This is a genomic window from Candidatus Methylomirabilota bacterium (assembly GCA_035315345.1).
GTDB lineage: Bacteria > Methylomirabilota > Methylomirabilia > Rokubacteriales > CSP1-6 > CAMLFJ01.
In genome coordinates, this window is record DATFYA010000187.1 from 26,049 (window position 1) to 51,859 (window position 25,811).

At 70.3% G+C, this 25,811-nt stretch carries 25 protein-coding genes; 15 read left to right on the plus strand and 10 right to left on the minus strand.

Annotated elements, in window-relative coordinates:
- Window positions 1-5: 5 nt before the first annotated feature.
- The 4 genes from VKN16_23645 to VKN16_23660 all read left to right on the plus strand — a co-directional run bounded on the left by VKN16_23645 (window position 6) and on the right by VKN16_23660 (window position 4,910).
- A complete protein-coding gene (locus tag VKN16_23645) occupies window positions 6-1,187 on the plus strand; it encodes an acyl-CoA dehydrogenase family protein (protein HME97208.1) in 1,182 nt (393 codons plus the stop codon).
- A 232-nt stretch (window positions 1,188-1,419) separates the two neighbouring features.
- Window positions 1,420-2,565: an acyl-CoA dehydrogenase gene (locus tag VKN16_23650; protein HME97209.1), complete on the plus strand. Its 1,146-nt coding sequence runs from the start codon at window positions 1,420-1,422 to the stop codon at window positions 2,563-2,565.
- 278 nt (window positions 2,566-2,843) lie between these two features.
- Window positions 2,844-3,767 (plus strand): YjgN family protein, encoded by a 924-nt coding sequence (locus VKN16_23655; protein ID HME97210.1) that lies wholly within the window; start codon window positions 2,844-2,846, stop codon window positions 3,765-3,767.
- Between the two features lie 48 nt (window positions 3,768-3,815).
- Complete coding sequence (locus tag VKN16_23660; GenBank protein HME97211.1) at window positions 3,816-4,910, plus strand: M48 family metallopeptidase; 1,095 nt, start codon at window positions 3,816-3,818, stop codon at window positions 4,908-4,910.
- A gap of 6 nt (window positions 4,911-4,916) precedes the next feature.
- Here the strand turns inward: VKN16_23660 and VKN16_23665 are convergent, their stop codons facing one another.
- Window positions 4,917-6,548 (minus strand): long-chain fatty acid--CoA ligase, encoded by a 1,632-nt coding sequence (locus tag VKN16_23665; protein HME97212.1) that lies wholly within the window; start codon window positions 6,546-6,548, stop codon window positions 4,917-4,919.
- Window positions 6,549-6,552: 4 nt separating this feature from the next.
- The gene (locus VKN16_23670; GenBank protein ID HME97213.1) at window positions 6,553-7,389 is read right to left on the minus strand and encodes an SUMF1/EgtB/PvdO family nonheme iron enzyme; all 837 of its coding nucleotides are present in this window, start codon (window positions 7,387-7,389) and stop codon (window positions 6,553-6,555) included.
- 63 nt (window positions 7,390-7,452) lie between these two features.
- Here VKN16_23670 and rhaD point away from each other — a divergent pair, with 63 nt between their 5' ends.
- Genes rhaD through VKN16_23700 form a run of 6 tightly spaced genes read left to right on the plus strand, consistent with a single transcriptional unit; the run spans window position 7,453 to window position 14,290 of the window.
- The gene (gene rhaD, locus VKN16_23675) at window positions 7,453-9,513 is read left to right on the plus strand and encodes a bifunctional rhamnulose-1-phosphate aldolase/short-chain dehydrogenase (protein HME97214.1); all 2,061 of its coding nucleotides are present in this window, start codon (window positions 7,453-7,455) and stop codon (window positions 9,511-9,513) included.
- Between the two features lie 2 nt (window positions 9,514-9,515).
- Complete coding sequence (locus tag VKN16_23680; protein HME97215.1) at window positions 9,516-10,454, plus strand: LLM class flavin-dependent oxidoreductase; 939 nt, start codon at window positions 9,516-9,518, stop codon at window positions 10,452-10,454.
- Between the two features lie 43 nt (window positions 10,455-10,497).
- Window positions 10,498-11,199: an FAD-binding oxidoreductase gene (locus tag VKN16_23685; GenBank protein ID HME97216.1), complete on the plus strand. Its 702-nt coding sequence runs from the start codon at window positions 10,498-10,500 to the stop codon at window positions 11,197-11,199.
- On the plus strand, window positions 11,196-11,615 hold the full coding sequence (locus VKN16_23690; protein HME97217.1) for a VOC family protein: 420 nt from the start codon (window positions 11,196-11,198) through the stop codon (window positions 11,613-11,615). The genes VKN16_23685 and VKN16_23690 overlap by 4 nt, the downstream gene beginning before the upstream one ends.
- On the plus strand, window positions 11,608-13,260 hold the full coding sequence (locus VKN16_23695) for a thiamine pyrophosphate-binding protein (GenBank protein HME97218.1): 1,653 nt from the start codon (window positions 11,608-11,610) through the stop codon (window positions 13,258-13,260). The genes VKN16_23690 and VKN16_23695 overlap by 8 nt, the downstream gene beginning before the upstream one ends.
- Before the next feature lie 10 nt (window positions 13,261-13,270).
- Window positions 13,271-14,290 carry a glycosyltransferase family 4 protein gene (locus VKN16_23700; protein HME97219.1) on the plus strand — a complete coding sequence of 340 codons (1,020 nt, stop codon included), beginning with the start codon at window positions 13,271-13,273 and terminating at the stop codon, window positions 14,288-14,290.
- Between the two features lie 14 nt (window positions 14,291-14,304).
- On the opposite strand, the gene VKN16_23705 is transcribed toward VKN16_23700, so the two are convergent.
- The 8 genes from VKN16_23705 to VKN16_23740 form a co-directional block, all read right to left on the minus strand.
- Entirely contained in the window at window positions 14,305-14,628 is a 324-nt protein-coding gene (locus tag VKN16_23705) for a hypothetical protein (GenBank protein ID HME97220.1), read from the minus strand.
- A 450-nt stretch (window positions 14,629-15,078) separates the two neighbouring features.
- A complete protein-coding gene (locus tag VKN16_23710) occupies window positions 15,079-15,867 on the minus strand; it encodes a 5-oxoprolinase subunit PxpA (protein HME97221.1) in 789 nt (262 codons plus the stop codon).
- A complete protein-coding gene (locus VKN16_23715) occupies window positions 15,864-16,799 on the minus strand; it encodes a TIGR03619 family F420-dependent LLM class oxidoreductase (GenBank protein ID HME97222.1) in 936 nt (311 codons plus the stop codon). Before VKN16_23715 ends, VKN16_23710 begins: the two co-directional genes overlap by 4 nt.
- A 295-nt stretch (window positions 16,800-17,094) precedes the next feature.
- Entirely contained in the window at window positions 17,095-17,856 is a 762-nt protein-coding gene (locus VKN16_23720) for a CoA-transferase (GenBank protein HME97223.1), read from the minus strand.
- Entirely contained in the window at window positions 17,853-18,815 is a 963-nt protein-coding gene (locus VKN16_23725) for a CoA-transferase (GenBank protein HME97224.1), read from the minus strand. The genes VKN16_23720 and VKN16_23725 overlap by 4 nt, the downstream gene beginning before the upstream one ends.
- The gene (locus VKN16_23730) at window positions 18,812-19,870 is read right to left on the minus strand and encodes a PLP-dependent cysteine synthase family protein (GenBank protein HME97225.1); all 1,059 of its coding nucleotides are present in this window, start codon (window positions 19,868-19,870) and stop codon (window positions 18,812-18,814) included. The genes VKN16_23725 and VKN16_23730 overlap by 4 nt, the downstream gene beginning before the upstream one ends.
- Window positions 19,871-19,875: 5 nt before the next feature.
- Entirely contained in the window at window positions 19,876-20,427 is a 552-nt protein-coding gene (locus VKN16_23735) for a 2-oxoglutarate and iron-dependent oxygenase domain-containing protein (GenBank protein HME97226.1), read from the minus strand.
- Window positions 20,428-20,437: 10 nt separating this feature from the next.
- The gene (locus VKN16_23740) at window positions 20,438-21,133 is read right to left on the minus strand and encodes a GntR family transcriptional regulator (protein HME97227.1); all 696 of its coding nucleotides are present in this window, start codon (window positions 21,131-21,133) and stop codon (window positions 20,438-20,440) included.
- A gap of 145 nt (window positions 21,134-21,278) precedes the next feature.
- Between VKN16_23740 and VKN16_23745 the strand changes: the two genes are divergently transcribed.
- From VKN16_23745 to VKN16_23765, 5 genes are read left to right on the plus strand one after another with little or no spacing between them, the layout of a single operon-like run.
- Entirely contained in the window at window positions 21,279-22,451 is a 1,173-nt protein-coding gene (locus VKN16_23745; protein ID HME97228.1) for an ABC transporter substrate-binding protein, read from the plus strand.
- Between the two features lie 22 nt (window positions 22,452-22,473).
- Entirely contained in the window at window positions 22,474-23,346 is an 873-nt protein-coding gene (locus tag VKN16_23750) for a branched-chain amino acid ABC transporter permease (GenBank protein HME97229.1), read from the plus strand.
- The gene (locus tag VKN16_23755; protein ID HME97230.1) at window positions 23,343-24,296 is read left to right on the plus strand and encodes a branched-chain amino acid ABC transporter permease; all 954 of its coding nucleotides are present in this window, start codon (window positions 23,343-23,345) and stop codon (window positions 24,294-24,296) included. Before VKN16_23750 ends, VKN16_23755 begins: the two co-directional genes overlap by 4 nt.
- Window positions 24,293-25,066: an ABC transporter ATP-binding protein gene (locus tag VKN16_23760; protein ID HME97231.1), complete on the plus strand. Its 774-nt coding sequence runs from the start codon at window positions 24,293-24,295 to the stop codon at window positions 25,064-25,066. Before VKN16_23755 ends, VKN16_23760 begins: the two co-directional genes overlap by 4 nt.
- Window positions 25,053-25,757 carry an ABC transporter ATP-binding protein gene (locus VKN16_23765; protein ID HME97232.1) on the plus strand — a complete coding sequence of 235 codons (705 nt, stop codon included), beginning with the start codon at window positions 25,053-25,055 and terminating at the stop codon, window positions 25,755-25,757. The genes VKN16_23760 and VKN16_23765 overlap by 14 nt, the downstream gene beginning before the upstream one ends.
- The last annotated feature ends 54 nt before the right edge of the window (window positions 25,758-25,811 follow it).

Here is a 25,811-nt window from a genome sequence, read left to right on the forward strand (position 1 = left end):
GCCCCATGGATCTGAACTACTCGCCGGACGAGCTGGCGTTCCGTGATGAGGTGCGCGGCTGGCTGCGCGCCAATCTCCCCGACGATCTTCGCCAGAAGATGGAGAGCTACCAGGAGCTGTCGAGGGAGGAGCTGCTGCGCTGGCACAAGATCCTGGCCAGGAAGGGCTGGGTTGCCCCCGACTGGCCGCCGGAGTGGGGCGGCACCGACTGGAACGTGGTGCAGCGCTACATCTTCGAGGAGGAGTGCGGCTACGCGGCGACGCCGATGATCGTGCCCTTCGGGGTCCGGATGTGCGCGCCGGTGCTGCTGCAGTTCGGCACCGAGGCCCAGAAGAAGCGGTTCCTGCCGCGCATCTACCACGGCGAGGACTTCTGGTGCCAGGGCTACTCGGAGCCCGGCTCGGGCTCCGACCTCGCCTCGCTCAAGACGCGCGCGGTGCGGGACGGGGACCGCTACGTGGTGACGGGCCAGAAGATCTGGACCACGCTGGCCCATCACGCGGACTGGATCTTCTGCCTCGTGCGCACCGATCCCAACACCGGCAAGCGCCAGGACGGCATCTCGTTCCTCCTGATCGACATGAAGACGCCCGGCATCACGGTGCGGCCGATCGTGTTGATGGACGGCAGCAAGGAAGTCAACGAGGTCTTCTTCGACGACGTGGCCGTACCGGCGGAGAACCTCGTCCACGAGGAGGGGAAGGGCTGGACGGTGGCCAAGTACCTGCTGGGCTACGAGCGGATGGGCACCGGCCGCATCGGCGCCTCCAAGCGCGAGCTGGCCCGGCTCAAGGAGCTGGCCGGCGAGCAGATGAAGGACGGCCGCCCCCTCATCGAGGACGCGCGCTTCCGCGACCGGCTGACCCGGGTGGAGATCGAGCTGATGGCGCTGGAGATCACCAACCTGCGCTTCCTGGATCAGATGCGGCGCAGCGGCCGGCCCCCCGGTGCCGACGTGTCGATGCTCAAGATCAAGGGCACCGAGATCCAGCAGTCCATCACCGAGCTGATGATGCAGGCCGCGGGGCCGCTCGCCCAGGCCTTCCGCCCCGTCGACGCGATGGACTTCGACCACTTCACCGCCCGCCTGGCGCCGCGGTACTGCAACCTGCGCAAGGCCACGATCTACGCGGGCTCCAACGAGATCCAGCGCAACATCATCGCGAAGGCCACCCTCGGCCTGTAGAAGGCGACGCGGCGGGCGGGGGGGCGATGTCCGGCGGGATCGGGGGGTGGTCGTGGGGGGTCCTCTGACCACGTCCCGCGAGTCCGCGGCGACCGGAATTGGAGTTCCCAAGCTGGGCGCTGGAAGGGCGGTCTTCACCGGGCAGGAACGGGTCAGCCGGACCCCCCACGACCACCCCCCGACCCCGCCCAGCGTCGCGGCACGCATGAACCGTCCTCGTCAGGAGTGAGCGATGAATTTCGATCTGAGTGAGGAGCAGCAACTGCTGGCGGACAGCCTCAAGCGGTACCTGGCCAACGAGTACACGATGGACGCGCGGAGCAAGATCGTGGACTCGCCCACCGGCTGGAGCGAGAAGGTGTGGGCGGCGTTCGCGGAGATGGGGTTGCTCGGCGTGCCTTTCGCCGAGGAGCACGGCGGCTTCGGGGGCAGCGCGGTGGACGTGATGCTGGTCATGGAGGCGCTGGGCGAGGGGCTCGTGGTCGAGCCCTACTGGGTCAACGTGGGGCTGGGCGGCCGGTTGATCGCGCGAGCCGGCTCGGAGGCGCAGCAGAAGCGCATCCTGCCCCCGCTGATCCAGGGCAAGCACCGGCTCGCCTTCGCCCATACCGAGCGCGGCGCGCGCTACGACCTCGGTCACGTGCAGGCGCGGGCCAAGAAGAGCGGCGCCGGCTACACGCTCGAGGGCGAGAAGCGCGCGGTGCTGGCAGGCGCCTCGGCCGACACGCTGATCGTCTCCGCCCGCACGAGCGGCGGCGCCACCGATCCGGCCGGCCTCAGCCTCTTCCTGGTCGAGCGCTCCGCGCCCGGCGTGACGGTCAAGGAGTACCGGACCATCGACGAGCTGCGCGCCGCCGACGTGTGGCTATCGGACGTCTCGGTGCCGGCCGCGGCGCGGCTCGGCGACGAAGGTCGCGCGCTGCCCCTCATCGAGGACGCGGCCGACTACGCCACCGCGCTGCTCTGCGCCGAGGCGGTGGGTGCCATCCGATTCGCCAACGAGGCGACGCTCGAGTACCTCAAGACCCGGCGGCAGTTCGGGGTGCCGATCGGCAGCTTCCAGGCGCTCCAGCACCGGATGGTGGACATGGTGATCAGCTACGAGCAGGCGCGATCGATGGCGTGCCTGGCCTGCGTGAAGGTCGACACCGCGCCCCCCGCCGAGCGGCGCCATGCGGTGTCGGCGGCCAAGGTCAAGGTGGCCGACGCCTGCCGCCACGTGAGCCAGGAGGCGGTGCAGCTGCACGGCGGCATGGGCATGACCGAGGAGCTGAAGATCAGCCATACCTTCCGCCGGCTCACCATGATCGGGCAGACCTTCGGCGACGCCGAGCACCATCTCGAGCGCTTCGCACGGAGCGAGGTGGCGGGCGGCTGACGACGTCAAAAGTTGACTCGTCGCCGGGCTTCCACCCATAGTCGTCCGATATGGACGGGCAGGAACCGACCGGGCCGCCCTCGTTCTTCCGCAAGCCCGCGCCTCCGGGCGGTCCCGCGTCCCGATCGATAGAGCCCTCCGCCGCGCCACCACCCCCGCCGCCACCGCCGCCCTCGCTCCCGCCGGCGCCCCCGCTCCCGCCGGCGCCCCCGCTCGGCGGCGAGCCACCCCGGTTCGGGCCGGCGCCCCCCTCCGACTTCGATGGCATTCGCCACCCGGTGTTCCACGGCACCGGAGGCACACTGTTCGGCATCCACGTCGTCAATACGCTGCTCATCCTCGTCACGCTCGGGATCTACTACTTCTGGGCGAAGACGCGGGTGCGCCGCTACCTGGCCGGGCAGACGGAGATGGAGCTGGATCGCTTCGCCTACCACGGCACCGCGAAGGAGCTCCTGCTGGGCACCTTGAAGGCGGTGGTCGTGTTCGGTCTTCCCGTGCTGCTGCTCAATTTCATCCGCGACGTCCTGGAGGTGCCCGCCACCCTGAAGGTCATCGCCGGGGTCATCTCCGGCAGCCTCATCTTCGTGTTCTTCCCGGTGGCGGTGGTAGGGGCCCGCCGGTATCGCCTGAGCCGCATGTCCTGGCGAGGGATCCGCTTCTCGTTCCGCGGCCGGGTCTGGGACATGGTGAAGATCTTCATCCTCGGCACGTTCCTGACCGGCGTGACCCTCGGGCTGTACTACCCGTTCTTCCTCGTCGATCGCCAGCGCTTCCTCGTCTCGCACTCCTATTTCGGCAGCGAGCGGTTCGGCTTCACCGGCCGCGGACGGGAGCTGTTCGGGCCGTTCGTGGTCGCGATCCTGCTGACGCTGCCCACGCTCGGGTTGATCTGGGTATGGTACGTGGCGCGCAAGCGCCGCTTCTTCTGGGATCACACCAGCCTGGGCCCGGCGCGCTTCTCCTGTCACGTGACCGGCGGCGCGCTGCTGGGACTCTGGATGGTCAACGCGATCCTGCTCGTGGGCACGCTGGGGATCGCGTGGCCGTGGGTGCGCGTGCGCAACATCGACTTCACCTTCCGCTACCTGGCCCTGGTCGGGCCGCTCGATCTCGCCCGCATCGAGCAGCAGGCGCAGCAGGCGGGAAGCACCGGCGAGGGCCTGTCCGGCTTCTTCGACTCCGGCTTCGACCTGGCCTGAGCCGCGGCCTCCGATGGGCCGGCCGTCGCTCCCGCTGCCCGCCCCCTGATGCGCACCGATTGGGAGGGTGTCTACCTCGACGGCCGCACCGCGGCCCGGCAGCCCGCCACCATCCGGCTCATGCGCGAGGCCATCGAGATCACGCCGGCGGGCGGGGCGACGCGGCTCTGGCCCTACCGCGAGCTTCGCCAGACGCAGGGTTTCTACGCGGGCGAGCAGGTACGCCTGGAGCGAGGCGGCGATCTGCCCGAGACGCTGCTGGTGTCCGACCGCGCGTTCCTCGAGAGCCTCCACGAGGCGGCGCCGCACGTGGGCCCGCGCTTCCACGACCCGGGCCGGCGTCGCGCGCGACTGCGCTGGACCATCGCGGCCGGGGCCGGGGTGATCGCGGCCGCGGTCGCGATCTACGTGTGGGGGATTCCCGCGCTGGCCGCGCTGGTGGCGCCGCGGGTGCCGGTCACGTGGGAGGAGAGCGTTGGCCGCGCGGCCATCGCGCACCTGGCGCCGCCGGGCCGGCGCTGTGGCGATGCCGACCTGGCGCGCGTGATGGACGAGATGGTGCGGCGGCTGACCGCGCCCGGTCCGCCGTCACCGTACACGTTCCGGGTGTCGGTGGTGAATCGCCCGGTGGTGAACGCGCTGGCCGTCCCGGGCGGCTACGTGGTGGTGTTCCGCGGGCTGCTCGAGCGGACCGTCACGCCCGAGGAGATGGCCGGCGTCATGGCTCACGAGCTACAGCACGTGCTGCATCGCCACGCGACCCGGGCCGTCATCCAGGACGCCTCCACCGGCCTCCTGCTCATGGCCCTCACCGGCGACGTGACCGGCCCGCTCGCCTACGGCCTGCAGACCGCGCGCACCCTCGGCGACCTGCGATACTCGCGGCGCGCCGAGGAGGAAGCGGATACCGATGGCATGAAGATGATGCTGGCGGCGCGCCTGGATCCCGCGGGCATGATCACCTTCTTCGAGCGGATCCAGAAGGAGGAAGGCGGTGCCCCGCGCGCGCTGACCTATCTCTCCACGCATCCGCTCGCCGCCGACCGCCTCCAGCGCCTGAAGGCGATGGCCGCGGCCTGGACCGGCGCGCCCGAGCCCCTCGTGCCCGGTGACCGATGGGCCGACGTGGCGAAGCGCTGCTGACCCGCCTCAGGTCTTCGGCGTCCAGGCTTTGAAGCGCTCTCGCAGCACCTTCTTGTCGAACTTGCCCACGCTCGTCTTGGGCACCGCCTCGATGAAGACCACCTCGTCGGGCAGCCACCACTTGGCCACCCGCGGCTTGAGGTATTCGTAGATCTCGTCGGTGGTGAGCCGGCCTCGATGCTCGGGCTTGGGCACGACGCAGGCCAGCGGCCGCTCCACCCAGCGCTCGTGCGGCACCGCGATGACCGCGGCCTCCAGGACTTTGGGGTGGCCCATGATGGTGGTCTCCATGTCCACGCTCGAGATCCACTCGCCGCCCGACTTGATCAGGTCCTTGGTGCGGTCGGTGATCTGGATGTAGCCGTCGGGATCGAGGGTGGCCACGTCCCCGGTGCGGAACCAGCCGTCCTCGGTGAACTGGGCCGCACCCTCGGGGTTGTTGTAGTAGCCGCTCGTGATCCACGGCCCGCGCACCTGGATCTCGCCCGCGCTCTTGCCGTCCCACGGCAGGACGGTGCCGCGGTCGTCGACGATTCGCATGTCCACGCCCGCGACGGGAGCCCCCTGCTTGGCCCGCACCGCGTAGCGCTCGTCCTCGGTGAGCGCGTCCATGTAGGAGCGCGGACGGCACACGCTGCCGAGCGGGGTCATCTCGGTCATGCCCCAGGCGTGCAGCATGTAGGCGCCGTACTTCTTGTCGAACAGCTCGATGAGCGAGCGGGGCGCCGCCGACCCGCCGATCGGGATGCAGCGGATCGAGGAGATGTCCCACTGCGGCTCTTTGTCGAGAATCGCCTGGATGGCGATCCAGACCGTGGGCACCGCCCCCACCACCGTGACCTTCTCGTGGTGGACGATCTCGATGATGTCGCGCGGCTGCGGATTCGGCCCGCCGAAGATCTGGGTCGCCCCGTTCATGACGCCCGCGAAGGGCACGCACCACGCGTTGGCGTGGAACATCGGCACGATGTGCAGGATCACGTCGCGCTCGCAGATGCCGAGCACGTCCACCGAGGACGAGGCGAAGCAGTGCAGGTAGATCGCGCGGTGCGTGTAGACGACCCCCTTCGGATGCCCGGTGGTGCCGGAGGTATAGCAGATGCCGGCCGCGTCGGTCTCCTCGATGCGCGGCCACGCGGTCACCGGCGGAGTGCCCGTCACGAGCTGCTCGTAGTCCAGGGCGCCCGCGGGGATCACCGCGTCCGGGGTGTCCTTCATCACGATGATGTGCTTGACGGTCGTGAGGTCGCGCCGGATGGGCTCGAGAAGGTGCCAGAGGCTGGCGTCGACGATCAGCACCTCGTCGCCCGCGTGGTTGACGATGTAGGTGATGTCCTGGGCGGAGAGGCGGATGTTGACGGTGTGGAGCACCAGGCCCATGAGCGGGGCCGCGAAGTAGACCTCCATGTGCCGGTGCGAGTTCCACGCGAACGTCCCGACCCGCGCCCCTTTCTGGAGGCCCAATCCCCGCAGCGCGCCGGCGAGGCGGCAGACACGGTCGGCGTAGTCGCCGTACGTGTAGCGCTGCAGGCCCACCCCCGGCACGCGCGTGGCCATGGTCTTCCGGTGGAAGAGCCGGCGCGTGCGTTCGAAGAACTGCGTGAGGGTGAGGGGGTAGTCCATCATCAGGCCTCTCATGACGTCATCGTCCTCCCAGGTCCTCCGAGGTGGCGCAGCGAAAGCCCGTGTGGTGATGACCTCGGGCCAGGCCGCGGTGGTCCCCATCATACGAGTAGAAACGGCGGATCGTCACGCGCAGCGCCTCGGCCGGATCGTCGTGGCTGGCCCCCCGGACCACCCGCGTCGCGCGGAGGGACGACGCCTCTCGGCCGTCGTCGGGCCGGTACGGGTACGGCCGGTACTCGGAGGCCGTCCATTCGCGGAGGTTGCCGAGCAGGTCCTGGACGCCGCTCGGCCCCTCGCCGCCCGGCCGGCGGTCGCCGCGGTCGGTGGCGTGGTAGTCCCGGCCGTACACCGCGAGATCGGGGGCGGGCGGCGCGTCGCCCCAGGGGTAGCGCCGCCGGTCCTCGCCGCGCGCGGCCTTCTCCCACTCGGCCTCGGTGGGCAGGCGCCGGCCCCGCCAGAGGCAATAGTCGCGCGCGCCGTACCAGGTCACCTCCACCGCCGGGTGATCCTCGAAGCCGGGGTCGGCGACGAAGCGCCCGTCGCGCCGGTGGATGCGGGCGTCGGGGTCGTCGTGGTCGAAGTAGTCCAGGCCCTCCGAGCTGCGGAGACCGCGGGCATTCAGGAACCTCGCGAGCTCGCGGTTGGTGACCTTGTGCCGCTCGAGCCAGAAGTCGCGGACGTACACGCGATGCTGCGGCCTCTCGTCCGGCGCGTCGGTGTCGCTGCCCATCCAGAACGCGCCGGCCTGGATGAGCATGATCCCGTCGGCGCGCGCGGCGCGGTCGGTCGATCCCACGAGGAGGAGACCGAGCGCCATCGCCAGCGCGAGAGTCCGGCGCGTCCACGCGGTCACGCGCCTACGATAGCGTCCCGCAACCTTTACCGCCATGGCGGATTCGGGTATGGTGAGGGCGCCATGAACTCCCGATGGAGCGACGCCGACGCGCAGGACAAGAACGATCTCGATCTCCTCGTCTACGCCTCGCGCCTGATCGGCGCCGAGACCACGCTGGTGGTCTGGGGCGGGGGCAACACGTCGGTGAAGCGCGATGAGCACGATCACCGCGGCCGGCCGACACGCGTGCTGCGGGTGAAGGGCAGCGGCTCCGATCTCAAGAGCATCCAGAAGAAGGACTTCCCGGGCGTGCGGTTGGACGATGTGACCGCGCTGCTCGAGCGCGCGGACATGGGCGATCAGGAGATGGTGGACTATCTCGCCCACGCCCTGCAGGAGCCGTCGAGCCCGCGCCCGTCGATCGAGACGCTGCTCCACGGGTTCCTGCCCGCCACCGCGGTCATCCATACCCACGCGGACGCGGTGGTCTCGCTCACCAACAACGACCGCAGCCGCGACGTGCTTCGCGAGGTGTACGGCGACGAGGTCATCGCGCTGCCGTACCGGCGCCCCGGCTTCCTGATCTCGCGCGAGGTCGCCGAGGTGTTCGCCGCCCATCCGCGCGCGCGGGCCATCCTGCTGGAGAAGCACGGCACGATCTGCTGGGGCGCCTCGGTGAAGGAAGCGTACCTGGCCACCATCGAGCTGATCAGCCGCGCCGAGGAGGCGATCGCCCATCGCGCCCGCGGCCGCACGCGCTTCGGCGGAGCCTCATTGACCGGTCCGCCCGTCGAGACACGACGGCGCGTGGCGTTGACCGTCGCGCCGCACCTGCGCGGCCTCGTCGGGCGGAGCCGGCGTCAGGTGCTGTTCTTCGACGACTCGCCCGAGGTGCTGGAGTTCGCGGCCTCGCGCGAGGCCGACGCGCTCTGCCGCATCGGGCCGGCCACGCCGGATCATACGATCTTCACCAAGCGGCTGCCGTGCTTCGCGCCGGTGGACGATCCCGCCGATCCGGACTCGGTGCGGACGGGCGTGACCGCGGCGGTCGAGCGCTTCGTGGCCGACTACACCCGGTACTTCGAGTCGCACAACGACCAGGGCGCGACCCTGGCGGATCCGTTTCCGCGCGTGATCGTGGTGGGCGGTCTCGGGCTCTTCGCGGCCGGCAAGGACCGCCGCACCGCGGGGATCGTGGACGACATCTACCACCACACCATCTCGGTCCTGGGGGCGGCCACCTCGTTCGGCCACTACGTGTCGCTCTCCGCGCGCGAGGCCTTCGACGTCGAGTACTGGCCGCTCGAGCTGTACAAGCTCTCGCTGGCACCGCCCGAGAAGGAGCTGGCGCGGCGCATCGCCCTGGTCACCGGCGGAGCCAGCGGCATCGGCCGCGCGGTGGCCCAGCGGCTGGCCGCCGAGGGCGGGCACGTGGTGGTGGCCGATCTCGACGCGGCGGGCGCGCGCAAGGTGGCCGAGGAGATCGTGAGCGCCAACGGTGCCGGCCGCGCCCTCGGTCTCGGCATGGACGTGACGGGCGAGGCGTCGGTGCGCGCCGCCTTCGAGGAGGCGGTGCTGGCCTACGGTGGCGTGGATATCGTGGTCTCCAACGCGGGGACCGCGCATTCCGCGCCGGTCGACCGCATGGAGCTGGCCGACTGGGAGCGTTCGTTCGCGGTGAACGCCACCGGCCACTTCCTGGTCGCGCGGGAGGGCATGCGCATTCTGAAAACGCAGGGCCTCGGGGGCGCGTTCGTGTTCGTGGCCACCAAGAACGTGATGTCGCCGGGCAAGGATTTCTCCGCGTACTCGGCGTCGAAGGCGGCCGAGGCGCAGCTGGCCAAGGTGCTCTCCCTGGAGGGCGGGCCACACGGCATCCGCTCGAACATCGTCAACCCCGACGCGGTCTTTCGCGACTCCAAGCTGTGGTCGGACGACGTGCGGCGGGAGCGGGCGCGCGCGCAGGGCATCACCGTCGACGAGCTCGAGGACTTCTATCGCAAGCGCAATATCCTCGCCCGGCCGATCCTGCCCGAGGACGTCGCGGAGGCGGTGCTGTTCCTGGCCTCCGATCGCTCGGCCAAGACCACCGGCTGCACGATCACGGTGGACGGCGGCGTGAAGGACGCCTTCCCGCGATAGCCATGGGCTCGGCCGGTCCGCTCGGGTTCGGCGCGTTCCTGTCGATGCACCCGCCCGAGGAGCAGTTCGCCCTGGCCCAGCGCTGCGAGGCCCTCGGCCTGGACTCGCTCTGGACGGGCGATCACGTGTCCTTCCACAACCCGCTCTACGAATCGCTCACGCTGCTCGCCGCCTACGCCGGCATCACCACGCGCATCCGGCTGGGGAGCGGCGTCTACCTGCTCGCGCTTCGCCAGCCGACCGTAGTGGCCAAGATCACCTCCACGCTCGACACGCTGTGCGGTGGTCGGCTGATCTTCGGGGTCGGGGTCGGCGGCGAGAACCCGAAGGAGTTCGAGGCGTGCGGTGTCCCGCACAACGAGCGGGGGGCGCGGGTCAGCGAGGGCATCGACGTGGTGCGGACGCTGTGGCGCGACACTCCCGCCTCGTTCCGCGGACGCTTCACCCGGTTCGAGAACGTCAGCATCGACCCGAAGCCTCTGCAGAAGCCGGGCCCGCCCATCTGGATCGGCGGGCGGTCCGACGCGGCCCTGGCCCGCGCGGGGCGCCAGGGGGACGGCTGGATCTCGTACGTGGTCCAGCCGGAGCGCTACGCCCAGAGCCTGGGGAAGATCCGTCGGGCCGCCGAGGCGGCGGGCCGTGGGCTCGATGGCTTCGTCACCGCCCATCTCACCTTCGTGACCGTCGGGCGCGACTACGAGACGGCGGAGCGCAGCTGGGTACGCACGCTCTCGAGCCGCTACGCGCAGGACTTCGGGCCGCTGGCCCGCAAGTACGGAGTGATCGGCACGCCCGATCAGTGTGCCGAGCAGATCGGCCGCTTCGCGCAGGCCGGTTGCCACTACTTCGTGATGAACCCCATCGGGGATCCCGCCGACGAGCGCGCCCAGCTGGAGATGATCGCGGGCGAGGTCATCCCGCGCGTCCAGAAGGGCGCATGAGCGGAGCGCAGCACCCGGCTCTCCGTGCCGGGCGGAGGCCCGGATGAAGCCGCGCGAATGCCGGTCCGAGGTCACCGCGGTGCGCGCGCTCACGCCCGAGATCATCGAGGTGGACCTCGAGATCATCGAGCCCGCCGACTTCACGTTCGAGGCCGGGCAGTGGATCTCGGTGCCCTTCGGGCCCAAGATCGTTCGCGCCTGGAGCATGGTGTCGTCGCCCACCCGCAAGGGCGCCCTGACGCTCGCGATCGACGTGGCCCCCGGCGGCATCGGCTCGCAGTGGGTGCGGGCGCTCGAGCCCGGCGCGGCGGTCTCGTTCAAGGGGCCGACCGGCGGCTTCGTGTTCAATCGCGCCGATCCCCGGCGCGTCGTGTTCGTGGCCGAGGAGATCGGCATCGTGCCGATCCGCTCCATGCTCACGCACCTGTACGAGACCGGCCACGGCCGCCCCACCGCGCTCATCTACTGGGCCCGAAACCCGGGCTGGCTCGTCTACGACGCCGACTTCCGGTCGCTCGCGCGACGCTACCCGGCGTTCTCCTATCTGCCGGTGCTGCGCGAGCCGCCCGCCACCTGGCGGGGCGAGAAGGGCGAGCCGGCCGAGGCGGTCGAGCGGCTCGTGTTCGGCGTGGATCACCTGGTCGTCTACGCCTGCGGCGGCGGCGAGACCATCAACCGCGTGCGCGACGTGCTCGTGAAGAAGGGGATGGACCGGAAGAGCGTGAAGTGGGAGAAGTTCTGGTGAAGGCGCAGGTCTACCACCTGCTGATCAACGTGCGCGATCCGAAGGTCTCGCTGCCGTTCTACCGCGATCTGCTCGGGTACCTCGAATACCGCCCGGTCTACCAGACCGACACGGTGGCCGGCTTCTCGGCCGGGAGCGGCGCCGACATCTGGGTGATGGGAGCCGATCCCGCGCACGTCGGCCACGGGTTCCACCGGAAGCGCGCCGGACTCAACCATCTGGCCCTCCGCGTCCCGCAGCGAGAGGACGTGGACCGGTTCCGCGACGAGTTCATGGCGCCGCACCGGCTGCCCTCGCTCTATCAGACCCCGCGCGAGTTTCCGGAGTATCGCCCCGGCTACTACGCGGTGTTCTTCGAGGATCCGGATCGGCTGAAGCTGGAGGTCGTGCACATCCCGGCCGCCGCGCATGGCTGAGCTCAACGGCGGGCACCTGGTCGCGCGTACCCTGCGCCAGGCCGGCGTCGGTCACGTCTTCACGCTCTGCGGCGGCCACATCCTGCCGATCTACGACGGCTGCCTCACCGAGGGCGTGCAGATCGTGGACATGCGGCACGAGCAGGCCTGCACCCACGCCGCGGACGCCTACGCCCGGCTCACTCGCAATATCGGGGTGGCGCTGGTGACCGCGGGCCCCGGCGTCACCGACGCGGTCACCGGCATCGCCAACGCGCAGTCGGCGCGGAGCCCGGTCCTGCTCATCGGTGGCGCCGCGCCACTCGGGCTGCGCGGGCTGGGCTCGTTGCAGGAAGTCGAGCAGGTGGACCTGCTGCGGCCGATCACCAAGGGGTCGTGGACGGTATCCGAGACGCGCCAGATCCCGGAGGTGCTCACCACCGCCATCCGCCACGCGCTCACCGGTCGACCGGGCCCCGTGTTCGTCGAGATCCCCGTCGACCTCCTCATGACCGTGGTCGAGGACCGCCTCGCTCCGATCCCGACCGCCTACGCCCATCGTCGGCCGAGCGCGCCCGACCCCGAGTCGGTGCAGCAGCTGGCGAGCCTGCTCGGCCGCGCGGAGCGGCCGGTGGTGATGGCCGGCGGCGGCGTCTACTGGGACGACGCGGCCAAGGAGCTGCAGGCGCTGGCCGAGGAGGCCGGGGTGCCCGTGTTCATGAACGGCGCGGGCCGGGGCTGCCTGCCGCACGATCACCCGCTCGCCTTCGCGCAGGCGCGCGGCTTCGCGCTGGGCCAGGCCGACGTCGTGCTGGTACTCGGCACTCCGCTCGACTTCCGGCTCGGCTACGGGCGGCCCCCGTCCTTCGCGGAGACGGCGCAGGTGGCGATGGTGGATTGCGATCCCGCGGAGCTGGGCCGCAACCGGCCGCTCGCCGTGGGGCTCACGAGCCACATCGGGCTCACGGTGCGCGCGCTCGCCGACGCCCTGCCGCGCGACCTCGCCACCCGGCTCGAGCCGTGGCGGCAGGCGGTGCGGACGAAGGAGGCCGACGCGCAGGCGCGGCTGATGGTCGAGCGGCAGTCCGACGACGTGCCGATCAGCCACTACCGCCTGGCTCACGAGATCGCGGCGATGGTGGACGCGCGCACCGCCGTCGTCGGGGACGGCGGTGACGTGGTCGGCTGCGCCGCCAAGATCGTGTCGCTCTCTCGACCCGGCCAATGGCTCGATCCCGGCCCCTTCGGCTGCCTGGGGGTCGGCCCGTCCTTCGCGATCGCGGCGAAGCTGCTGCGTCCGGAGCAGCGCGTGCTGCTGATCGCGGGCGACGGCGCCTTCGGGCTCAACGGTATGGAGATCGAGACCGCGGTGCGGTTCGGCCTGCCGATGACAGTGGTGATCGGCAACGATGGCGGGTGGGGGCAGATCCGCAACCCGCAGCTGTCGTTCTTCGGCGCCGAGCGCGCGGTGGCGACCTCGCTGCCCTTCACGCGCTACGATCGGATGGTCGAGGCGCTCGGCGGCAAGGGCATTCACGTGACCGAGCCGCGCCAGCTGAGGCCCGCGCTCGAGCGCGCCCTCGATTCGGACGAGGTGTACGTCATCGACGTGGTGCTGGACCCCGCCGCCTACCGTCGCACCGGTCAGGTGTCCATGGCGATATGACCCGGCCGAGATGAAGGTCACGTTCCTGTGCCCGCACCTGCGCGTCGCGGGCGGCGTCCGGGCGATCCTCATCCACGCCGATCGTCTGGCGCAGCGGGGCCACGAGGTCACGCTGGTCGTGCCGGCGGGGGGTACGCTCACCGCGGGGTGGCGCAATCGCCGCCCGCGGGGGCCCGACTGGATGCCGGACCTGCGGGCCCGGGTGCGATGGGTGCCCGAGTGGAGTCCCGCGCGCATCCCCGACGGCGACGCGGTCGTGGCCACCGCGTGGCAGTCGGTCGACGCGGTGGCGGCCGCGTCCGATTCGGCGGGCCGCAAGTTCTACTTCATCCAGCACCTCGAGAGTCTCTATCACGGTGACGCAGAACGGGTGGATGCGACCTATCGGAGCCCGTTGCGGAAGCTCGTGATCTCAACCTGGCTGGCCGATGCGATGGCCGAGCGCTTCGACTCGCCGGCGGCGGTGATCGTGACCCCGGTGGACCCGACGCTCTTCCACCCGGTCCCGGTGGACGACGATCGCGCGCTGCGAGTGCTGATGCTGTTCCACGAGTATCCGTGGAAGGGAGTGGCGGAGGGCATCGAGGCCTTTGCGCGGGTGCGCACGCGCCACCCGCGCGCGATGCTCGTGGGCTTCGGCGTCAAGCGCCCGAAGTCGCCGCTGCCCTTCGCGGAGTTCCACGAGAACCTGCCGCAGGACCGCCTGGCCTGGCTCTACAGCCGATGCCCGATCTATCTCTGTCCGTCGTGGGACGAGGGGCTGGGCATGCCCTCCATGGAGGCGATGGCGTGCGGGGCGGCCCTCTGCACCTACGACAACGGCGGCTCCCGCGACTACGCCATCGACGGCCGGACCGCGCTGGTGGCGCCCCGGCGGGATCTGGACGCCCTGACCCGGGGGCTGAGCCGGCTGCTGGAGGATGCGGAGCTACGACGGCGAGTGGCGCGGGAGGGGCAGGACTTCGTGAGGACTCAGTTCGACTGGGAGCGCGCTACCGCGCGGCTGGAGTCGATCCTGGCCGCGCGGTAGCGGGGAGAATCAGGCTAGGCGGAGACTCCGACCTGCTCGACGGCGACGTGGGCCATGCCGGCGCGCCGCGGACGCAGCGTGCGGTTGGTCCACCGCGCGACCACGTGGCCCAGCGTCTGCTCCTCGATCAGGCCTTCCGACTTCAGCTGCTTGAAGACCTGGGTCCAGCCGGAGCTCTGCTGCGCCAGGAAAAGAATCTCGTCGAGGCTCTTCCGCGCCGGCACGGCGGGCGTGCTCTGCGCGTCGTACAGGGCGTGCGCGATCTGCGAATCCGAGGGCATCGCGCTCGGCTCGCGTCGATACCCGGAGCCGACCAGCAACCGGAGCGTCGTCGTCATGGCTCGTTCCTCCCCTGTGGCGATTCCGGCGGAACCCGTCTGGCTCATCGGCCGTGGCCGCGTTGGTGATGCGGGAGGCGATGGGCTCGGGCGAGCTGACCGGGGTACTCGTGCGGGGACTCCAGGGTATGACGCTCCCGGAGCCCTCCTCGGGCACCGTGAAGTCCCGCGATGCGGTGCCGGTGGTGACCTGCGCCCGACTTCATCTCGCCGGGCCGGCTTCCACCGGGCCTCGCGCCCTTCACGCTGCTGCCGTCCGCAAAGTCCGCCATGGCTAATGCCGGTCCTTGCTAGGGCAAACTCGGTGCCAGGCGAAGAACGGTTGGAAACGTCTGCGGCTACCGTGACTTACGAAGCAGCACGTTCCGGGTCGCCCGGAGGCAGGTGACGAGGAACGCCAGACAGTGTACCGATTTAGGACGCCTCCGGGCTCGCCCGCAGGAACTGCGGCTAGCGGGGCAGCCAGTCCCGCAACGGCTTGACGATCGCGCCGGCCTTGACCAGGCCCTCCCGCACCGCCGCGACGATCTTGTCCGAGCCGGGGCTGTCGCCGTGGATGCAGATCGTCGCGACGTTCGCGTCGATCACCTTGCCGGTGATGGTGCGGACCTTGCCCTCCATGGCCATGCGCACGGCCTGGTCGGCTGCCTTGGCCGGATCGGTGATCAGCGCGTCCTTGCCGAGCTTGCGGGTGACCAGCTGGCCGTCGTCGGCATAGACGCGGTCGGCGAAGCCCTCGGCGGCGATGCGCACGCCCGTCACCTTCCGCGCCTCCGCGTCGTACTTGGTCATGGCCATCGTCATCAGGATGATCTCGGGGTCCAGCTCGAGCACCTGCTCGGCGCTCGCCCGTCCCAATGGCAGATTTTCTTCGAACATGTGGTACTGGATGCCGTGCGGCTTCACGTGCTGGATGCGGGTGCCCGCGGCCTGCGCGAAGGCGGCGAGGGCGCCGACCTGGTAGCGGTGGATGTCCTTCAGCTCGGCGGGGGACACGTCCATGCGGCGCCGTCCGAAGCCCATCAGATCGGGCAACCCCGGGTGCGCCCCCACCGCGACGCCGTGCTGGATGGCCAGCTCCACGGTCCGGCGCATGACGTGCGGGTCACCGCCGTGGAAGCCGCAGGCGATGTTGGCCGAGGTGATGTTGGGCATCACCTCCTCGTCGTGACCGAGGGTCCAGCGGCCGTAGCTCTCTCCCATGTCGCAGTTGATGTCGATGTGGACGGGCTGGCTCATAGCTTGGGCAAGACCTCCTTGGCGATTCGCTCGACCTGCTCCGGCTGATACCGGTACGGGATCAGGATAATCCGATGCACGCCGGTCCGCACGTGGGCGCGCAGCTGCTCGATGCAGTCCGCCACCGAGCCGTGGATCGCGTGATCGATGGTGGATTCGCTCCAGGCCGCGGTGTCCCACTCCGTGGAGAGCCACTTCCGCATGTCGGCGGTGGTGTCTTCTCGAGATCGGCCCACGTAGATCGCGAGCTGGTTGGTGGCGGTCAGCCGGGCCGGATCCCGTCCGGCCTCGCGCGCGAAGCCCTTCACCTTCTCCCACGACGTGGCGAAGCTCTCCGGGGTGTAGAAGTAGGTGAGCCAGCCGTCACCCACGGTGCCGGCCCGCCGTAGCACCGCGTCCACGTAGCCGCCGACCAGCACGGGCGGGCGAGGGCGCTGCGCGGTGCGCGGCACCATGACCGCCTCGCGCAGGTTGAACTCGTCCACCTTCAGGGTCACGCGATCCTGGGTCCAGAGCCGCGTCAGGATGTCGAGGTTGCGCTCGAACTGCCGCCCGCGCTGCTTGAAGGGCACGCCGACCGCGTCGAATTCGCGCGCGTACCAGCCCGCGGCCACCCCGAGGATCAGCCGGCCCCCCGAGATCACGTCGAGGCTGCCCAGGGCCTTGGCCGCCACTACCGGGTTCCGCAGCGGCAGCACCAGCACGCCGGTGCCGAGCTTGATCTTCCGGGTACGGGCGGCGACGGCGCCCAGCATCGTGATCGAGTCCACGATGGGAAACGAGGGCTCCACGCCGAGCAGCACGTGGTCCCAGGCCCAGAGCGACTCGAAGCCGAGCGCTTCGGCGCGCTCCGAGTAGGCGTAGAGGGCCTGGATATCGGGCACCTCGCCGGGTCCCACGAAGTTGCGAATCGCCAGACCGAAGTCGGTCATCGGGTGCGGTCCTTTCAGGGCGTTCCTGGCGGTCGACCGTTTGGTTGTTCAGGCTCTTCAGCTGCGGGGGCCCCGAAATGGCCCCCGCACTCCCCCCGTCGGCGGACAATCGTTCTTGCGCCCATAGGCCCACTTGGCCGTCCGCACTCCTCCCGTCGGCGGACAATCGTTCTTGCGCCCATAGGCCCACCGGGCCGTCCGCACTCCTCCCGTCGGCGGACAATCGTTCTTGCGCCCATAGGCCCACCTGGCCGTCCGCACTCCCCCCGTCGGCGGACAATCGTGGGGGGTGAGTTCATCCGATGAATTGGCGGTTGGGGTCGAGCATGCGGAGGATGGAGAGCTCCTGGTCGGTGGGGGGCTTGGTGGTGGTGAGGTCGGGGCTCACGAGGACGTCGAATCCGGTGTTGTCGCGCACCTGCTCCAGACTGACGCCCGGGTGCAGGGCAAGCAACTGCACGCGGCGGCTCTTCGCCTCGAAGCCGAAGATCCCGAGGGTGGTGATCAGCCGCGAGACGCCGCCGAACAGGAGGCCGTGGCGGGCGCGGGCATCGCCGCCGTCCAGGTAGCCCGGGCTCGTGACGAAGTCCACCCGCTCGGTGAACCGGCGCTTCTCGTGCACGGTGAGGATCATCACTTCGCGACAGAGCGAGATGATGTCGTTGGCGCCGCCGCTCCCGGGCAGCCGCACCTTGGGGCGCGCGTAGCCGCCGATCGCGCTGGTGTTGAGGTTGCCGTGCCGATCGATCTGAGCGCCGCCGATGAAGCCCACGTCGAAGAAGCCGCGCTGGGCGAGCAGGAACGCGTCGCTGATGCCGGGCAGCATCTGGGCGCGGTAGGCCGCGCGCATCTCGTTGGTCGAGATCGGCAGCTCGCCCGGCTTCCACATCGGCCCGATCACGCCGCCCTCCACCATCATGGTGAGGCCGGGGGCGTGGGTGCGCTGGGCCAGCACGGAGGCCATCATCGGCGCGCCGACTCCGGTGAACACGGTGGAGTTGTCGCGCAGCTCGCGGGCCCCCATCACGGCGAGCAGCTCGTTGGCGGTGACGCTCATGTGGTGAGCATCCGGGCGCGCGCGGCCGCGTCGGCCATGCGGACCTCGCCGAAAAGGGCCAGATAGTCGGCGTGACCGCGGGGCGCATACACGTAGCGCTCCAGGTAGTCGGCCACGCCGGCGGCGCCGCGCTGCTGGATGCTCTCGACGTAGGAGGTGAAGTGGTCGGGCTCGGCGTCGTAGGCGCCGTAGCACTCGTGCGGGTAGGAGCCGTAGGGCACGTGGGCGAGCGCGTCCACCATGAAGCCCGGGATCACGGTGCGATCCGGATGCAGGCGGATCTCGTCCTCCGAGACGATCTCCTCGGCGGTCACCAGGACGGTCGACGCGGCGCGGGCGATGTCGGCGTCCATGTGCGGGTAGCCGTCGATCTGGCAGTTCCCGAGCCGGTCGGCGCGCTGCACATGCAGCAGGGCGACGTCAGGGAACAGGGCGGGCACCGCGTGCAGCGTGCGGCCGGTGTACGGGCATTCCACCGTTTTCGAGCCGCCCACCCCCATCAGATCCGAGCCCAGCATGGTGAGCGACGGCAGGAACGGCACGCCCATGGCGGCGGCTCGATAGCGGAGACCCAGGCCCAGGTGGCTCCATTCCTCGAACGCGATGCGCCCGGACTCCACATACTCGCGCTGGATGCGCGAGAGGCCCCACGGGAGCCCGATGCCCATCCAAGAGGTGACCAGCTTGTCCACCGCGCCCGCGACCACGCCCCACTCGCCCTCGTAGCACATGAGGTTGCGGGAGAAGGCGAGCCGCCGGGGCCGGCGGCGCAGCAGGGCCCACACCAGCGCCAGCGGGGTGCGTGAGTAGAGGCAGCCGCCGATGGCGAGATGGTCGCCGTCCTTGACCAGCGCCACCGCGTCCTCGAGGGGGCCGAGCTTCGGGCCGGCCGACTTGGCCTTGTCCTCGATCCGTCGCCGCGCGGCGTAGAAATCGTACTCGCGGGGGGCGATGGTCACGCGAGGATCTCCCACGTCTTCTGATAGCGGTCCAGCTGCTGGACGGTGTGGGCGTCCAGGGGATGCTCGCGCTCGGGGATCTCGACGTGCTTGGTCTCGCCGCACAGCGGAGTGGTGAAGTACCGCTGGCCAGTGTCGTTGATGACGGTCAGCACCGAGGGCAGGCCGGGATGACGGCGCGCCAGCTTCAACGCGGCGGCCACGTTGCAGCCGCTCGAGATGCCGCAGAAGATGCCTTCCTCGCGGGCCAGCCGTCGCGCGATGTCCACGCTCTCGTCCGTGGTGGTGGTGATGATCCCGGTCAGCAAGGACACGTCGAGGTTGCGCGGCACGAACCCGTCCCCGATGCCCTCGATGCCGTGATGACCCCACGCGCGCCGGGAGAGCAATGCGCACTCCGCGGGTTCCACCGCGTAGAGCTTGACCTCGGGGTCGCGGCTGCGCAGATAGCGGCCGACGCCGGTCAGGAGGCCGCCCGAGCCCTGCGAGTCCACGAAGGCGCCGATGCGGCCCCCCGACTGCTCCCAGATCTCGGGGCCGGTGCTGAGGATGTGGGCCTCGACGTTGTCCGGGTTGTCGAACTGCCCGGGCACCCAGTACCGGCCGGGCTCGGAGTCGCGAATCTGCCGCAGACGCTCCAGTGAGAGATCCACGTCGCTCTCGCCGCCCGGCGTGAAGACGAGCTCGGCGCCGTAGGCGCGCATGATCTTCTTGCGCTCGTCGCTCATGCCCTCCGGCATCACGATCGTGCACGGATAGCCCTTGACCGCCGAGACCCAGGAGCAGGCGATGCCCGCGTTGCCGGTCGAGCACTCCAGCACGCGCACGCCCGGCTTCAGATCGCCGCGGGCCTCCGCCCGCTCGAACATGTGCAGATAGATCCGGTCCTTGAGGCTGCCCGTCGCGCCGTACCACTCGACCTTCACGTAGATCGCCGGCGCGACGTCGCGGGTGACGCGGTTGAGCCGCACCAGCGGCGTGCGTCCCACCGCGGCGGCGATGGAGGGCAGGGCCTCGCGGTAACGGTTCCACTGCGTGCCGGTCTTCGGATCCATGGTCGCTAGCCTCGCGCGGTCGGTGTCGCCACCCCGACGCCCCGCAGGAACTTGGTGAGTCGGTGCCGGCCGGAGGTGAGCGGCTCGTAGCGCGGCGGGTTGTCGGGACCGCAGCAGCCGGGCAGACACTCGATCACCGCGTCGTAGTTCGGCTGGAAAAAGGAGGGGATCGAGAGGCGCCGGTTGCCTCGTGCCGTCTCGCGGGGAGGGTTCACCACGCGGTGCATGGTCGAGATCCAGCGGTCGTTGGTGAGATCGGCGGCGGTGGCGTCACCGCGGCTGTAGGAGAGGTTCTCGTCGCCCAGCGCGATGTAGCCGCGGCTCTGCTCGGGCGCCGGGCGCGCCACCGCCTGCTTGGGCGGGACGGGCAGGTCGAAGAAGGCGCGCGATGTCTCGAGCATGCGGGCCACGAGGCGGTCCGGCACGCGGTGGCCGACGATCGTGAAGAAGCCGATGTCGGTGCAGGCGGTGTCGATCGCGCGCGCCACCGCCGCGCGCTTTTCCGGCGCACCCTCCCCGAACGCGGTCAGGTCGATCACCGGCACGGTGGTGAGCATCGAGAGCCGGCTACCGCTCGGCGCGCCGGGTGAACTCGAGCGCGTCTTGCAGCACGTGATCGGCGTGAGCGCGGGCCAGCCGCTCGCCGCCCTCGGCGTCACCCGACCGCACCGCCTCGAAGAGGGCGTGGTGCTCGGCCACGCTCGACTCGACCCGCTCGGGCAGGTAGAGCGACCGGAGACGGAGCACCAGGATCTGCGCGTAGACGTTCTCGAGGAGCCGGGTGAGGGCCTGATTGCGGGCGGCGCGCAGGACGCAGTCGTGGAAGTCGATGGCGGCGCGCGAGTAGCCCTCCATCTCGCCGGCGGCCGCCGCGCGCTCCATCTCGGCCATCGCGGCCTCGAGGGCGGCGCGCGAGTCGCCGTCCAGATGGCGGGCGGCCTGGCGCACCGCGAGCGCTTCCAGCGCCCCGCGCACCATGAACAGATCGCGGATCTGGTCCGCGCCGTAGTTGAGGACGAAGACGCCGTGGCGCGGCACCGTGTTCACCAGGCCCTCGCTCTCGAGGCGACGCATGGTGTCCCAGACGGGGGTGCGGCTCACGCCCAGGTCGCGGCAGATCTGCTCGACGTTCAGCTTGGAGCCGGGCGGGAAGACCTGACTCAGGATGAGTTCGCGCACGGTGCGGTAGACCCGCTCGCCGAGGCTCTCGTGCCGCAACCGCGCGATCGACGCGCGCGGGGCGCTCGCTCTCACCGGGGTCATGGAGCCGTATTCTTGGCGCGCCGGTGAGCGATGTCAACCGGGTTTTCATTTGACACGTGACATGAAATGTAGGATAAGGGCGCGGAAATCACCGCGGCACGGCGGTGGTGAACTCAGACCGGTGCCCGTCATAGGAGGTCCAGACATGAAGCGAGCAATCCGAGCCCTTTCCCTCGCGCTGGCGTCCGCGCTGGCGATGTGGACGCCGTCCGCGCACGCGCAGGACGCGGTGAAGATCGGCGTGATCGAGCCGCTGTCCGGCCCGGTGGCCGCCTCCGGCAACTACGTGCGCATGGGCGCCGAGATCGCGCGGGACTGGATCAACGCCAAGGGCGGCGTGCTCGGGCGCAAGATCGACCTCCTGATCGAGGACAACAAGTCCGACCCGAAGGAAGCGGCCACCGCGGCCGAGAAGCTGATCGTGCGCGACAAGGTGCCGGTCATCATGGGCGCGTGGGGCAGCTCGATGACGCTGGCCGCGATGCCGAAGCTCGAGGAGTACGGCGTGCCGATGGTGGTGGAGACCTCGAGCGCCGCGACCATCACCAAGCGCGGCAACCCGTGGATCTTCCGCATCAGCCCGCCCAGCGAGATGGAGGCGCTCGGCCTCGAGAAGTATCTCAAGGACTTCGGCATCAAGCAGGCCGACTTCCTCGCGGTCAACACCGACTGGGGCCGCGGCTCGGTCGGCGCGTTCGGCGATCTCCTGAAGCGGTCGGGCGCCTCGGTGGGCGCGGTCGAGTACATGGACCAGGCCGCGACGGACATGAACGCGCAGATCACCAAGGTGAAGGCGGGCTCGGCCGACACGCTGTTCCTCACCACCAGCGTCGAGCAGATCACGCTCGTGCTGAAGCAGGCGCAGGAGCAGCGGCTGACCCGCAAGGTCATCACCACCGGCGGCAGCTCCTCCCCGAGCCAGCTGATCAAGCAGGCGGGCGCCGCCGCGGAGGGCAGCTACCACATCCTCTTCTTCCTGCCCTGGTTCCCGGAGGCGATGCCGGACGGCAAGCTCGCCAAGGCGTTCGTCGACGAGTGGGCCAAGCGCGGCCATCCCTTCGAGGGCTTGACCGAGGGCTTCCGCGGCCACGACGGCGTGCTCACCGCGGTGGAGGGCATCCGGATCGCGGGCAAGGCGGAGCCGAAGGCGGTGCAGGCCGCGCTCTGGAACGTCAACGTGATGGGGCTCAACGGGCCCATCAAGTTCGAGAAGGACGGGCCGGCGGGCAAGGAGAGCGGCCAGAGCAAGCCGAGCATCTTCATCGTCCAGGTGAAGGACGGCAAGATCGCGCTGCCCGCGTTCGCGGCGAAGAAGTAGCGAGACCGGCGACCGCGGGCGCTTGGACCAGCTTCTCCAGCACCTGCTGAACGGGCTGCTGCTGGGCGCCACCTACAGCCTGCTCGGGATCGGGCTCACCCTGGTCTTCGGGTTGATGAACGTGGTGAACTTCGCCCACGGTGAGTTCTACACGCTGGGAGCGTACGCCGCATTCGCGGCCCTCACCCTGAGCTCGGTGAATTTCTTCCTGGCCATTCCCGTCGCGATCGTGGTGGGCGCGCTCGCCGGGGCGATCTGCGAGCGGTGCTTGCTGCGGCCGATGCGCGGGCAGTCCATCGACACGGTGATGCTGGTGATGATCGCGGTGTGGATCGCCATGCAGAACGCCGAGCTGCTGGGCTGGGGCGGGGTGGCCAAGAGCGTCCCGACCCCGTTTTCCACGCAGCCGCTGGTGCTGGGCGCGGTGTCGGTGGCCCCGCTGCGCGTCTTCGTGTTCGTGATCTCGGGTCTGCTCATCCTGGGCGCGCACCTGCTGCTGGCGCGCACCAAGCTCGGCCGCGCCATGCGGGCCACCTTCCAGGACCACGAGACCGCCGCGCTGATGGGGGTGAGCATCGAGCGCATCCACACCATCACCTTCGCCTTCGGCGCCGGACTGGCCGCGGCCGCGGGCGCGCTGCTCGGGCCGGTGTTCCTGCTCTATCCCTCGATGGGCGATCTGGCTTCGCTCAAGGCCTTCTCGGTGGTGATCCTGGGCGGCCTCGGTAATTTCGCGGGCGCCGCGCTCGGCGGGCTCGTGCTCGGGGTGGCCGAGGAGCTGGGGGCCGGCTACGTGTCCTCCGGCTACCGCGACGCGGTCGGCTTCCTCATGATCGTGGCGGTGCTGCTGCTGCGCCCCTCCGGCCTGTTCGCCCGCGCGGAGCGCGTGGGATGACCCGGGTCGGCCTGCTGCTCGGGCTGGCCGTGATCGCGACGGCGCCGCTCTGGGTGTGGAATCCGTACCAGCTGCACACGCTGATCATGGCCGGCATCTTCGCGGTGCTCGCCCTGAGCCTGAACCTGCTCCTGGGCTACACCGGGCAACTCTCCCTCGGCCACGCCGCCTTCTTCGGCATCGGAGCCTACGCGACCGGCCTGCTCACCGTGAAGCTCGAATGGTCGCCGTGGATCGGGCTCCTCGCCTCCGCGGTGCTGCCGGCGATCGCCGGCTACGTGATCGGCCGCCTCGCGCTGAAGCTGCGCGGCGCGTACTTCGTGCTGCTCACGATCTCGTTCGCCGGCTGCGTCTCGCTGGTCAGCGTCAACTGGATGGATCTGACCAACGGTCCGCTCGGCATCCCGGGCGTGCCGCCGGTGGAGATCGCGCTGCCCGGCTTGCCCGCGCTCTCGCTGCGGACGAAAGCCGCCTACTACTACCTCGTGCTCGCCGGGGTGGCCCTCGCCTACCTGGTGTGTCTGGCCCTCATCCGGTCGCGCGTCGGCCGGGCGCTGGTGGCCCTGCGAGAGAACGAGACGCTGGCCGCCTCGGTGGGCATCGACGCCACCCACTATCTGGTGCTCGCCGCGCTCATCAGCGCGGGGATGGCCGGCTTCGCGGGCGGCCTCTACGCCCACTACACGCGCTTCGTGAGCCCCGAGGTGTTCCTGTTCACCTATACGGTGACCATGGTCATCATGGTGGTCGCCGGGGGAAAGGGGACGCTGGCCGGGCCGGTGGTCGGCGCGGTCCTCTTCACGGTGCTGCCGGAGGCGCTCCGGGCCGCCACCTCGTGGCAGTGGCAGATGCTGCTCTACGGTGTGCTGCTGCTCGTGGTGCTCTTCTGCATGCCGGCGGGCATCGTGCCGACGCTGCGGGGGGCCCGGCTCCGCGGGAGGACCTCGTGACCACCCTCGAGGCCCGGGATCTCACCGTGCGCTTCGGCGGCGTGGCCGCGCTCGCCGGGGTGAGCTTCACGGTGGCCGCGGGCACCGTCACGAGCCTCATCGGCCCCAATGGCGCCGGCAAGACCACCGCGTTCAACGTCATCACCGGCTTCCAGCGTCCGACCCAGGGCGTGGTGAGCCACGACGGCCAGCCGATCACCGGGTGGCGCCCGCATCGCATCGCCGCCCGCGGGCTCGTGCGCACGTTCCAGAAGACGAGCCTGTTCCCGGCCCTCACGGTGCGCGAGAACGTGCTGATCGGCCTGCACCTGCAAGGACGCGTGGGCGTGGTCGCCGCGCTCACCACCCGCAGGCGGGTGCGCGACGAGGAGCGCCGGCTCGGCGAGGAGGCCGACCGGGTGATCGACTTCGTGGGTCTCGGGGCGCGCCGCCACGAGACGGCGCCGGCCCTGTCCTACGGCGATCAGCGTCGCTTGGAGCTCGCGGTCGCGCTGGCGGCCCGGCCGCGGCTCCTCCTGCTGGACGAGCCGGCCTCGGGCATGACCGCGTCCGAGAAGCAGTCGGTGGCCGCGCTCATCGCGAAGATCCGGGAGCAGGGGATCACGGTGTTCCTGGTCGAGCACGACATGCGGCTGGTCATGGGCATCTCGGATCGCGTGCTCGTGCTGAACTACGGACGGCTCATCGCGGATGGCGGCCCGGCGGCGGTCCAGCGCGACCCGGAGGTCATCCGCGCGTACCTCGGATCGGGGGCCCATGCTCACGCTTGAGGATGTCGGCGTACGCTACGGACGCACCCGCGCGCTGGACGGCGTCAGCCTCACCGTGAGCGCCGCCGAGTTCGTGTGCCTCATCGGGGCCAACGGGGCGGGGAAGACGACCACGCTCAAGGCCATCTCCGGCCTGGTGCGGGCCGCGGCCGGGCGCATCGTGTTCGATGGGCGCGAGATCCAGCGCCTGGCGCCGCAGGAGATCCTGCGCCGGGGCATCGCGCATTGCCCGGAGGGCCGCCGGGTCTTTCCGTACATGACGGTGGACGAGAACCTCCAGATGGGCGCCTACGTGCGCACCGATGCCGCGGACGTCGCCCGCGATCGGGAGCGGGTGTTCGCGCACTTTCCGATCCTGGCCGAGCGGCGCCGGCAGCCGGCCGGGACGCTGTCCGGCGGCGAGCAGCAGATGCTGGCGATCGGCCGCTGCCTCATGGCGCGCCCGCGCCTCATCCTGTTCGACGAGCCGTCGCTGGGACTGGCGCCGACCGTCACCGAGTCCGTGTTCCAGATCATTTCGGGCATCCAGCGGGAGGGGACGACCGTGCTGATGGTGGAGCAGAATGCCTACATGGCCCTGCAGCTGGCCGGCCGCGCCTACGTCATGGAGACCGGCCGCATCACCCTGGAGGGCCCGGCCCGCGACCTCATGCACAACGACCGCGTCAAGCACGCCTACCTCGGCGGCTGACGACACGAACGAACGAACCCGCATGAACCACGAACGAATGTCCGCCGATTGGGG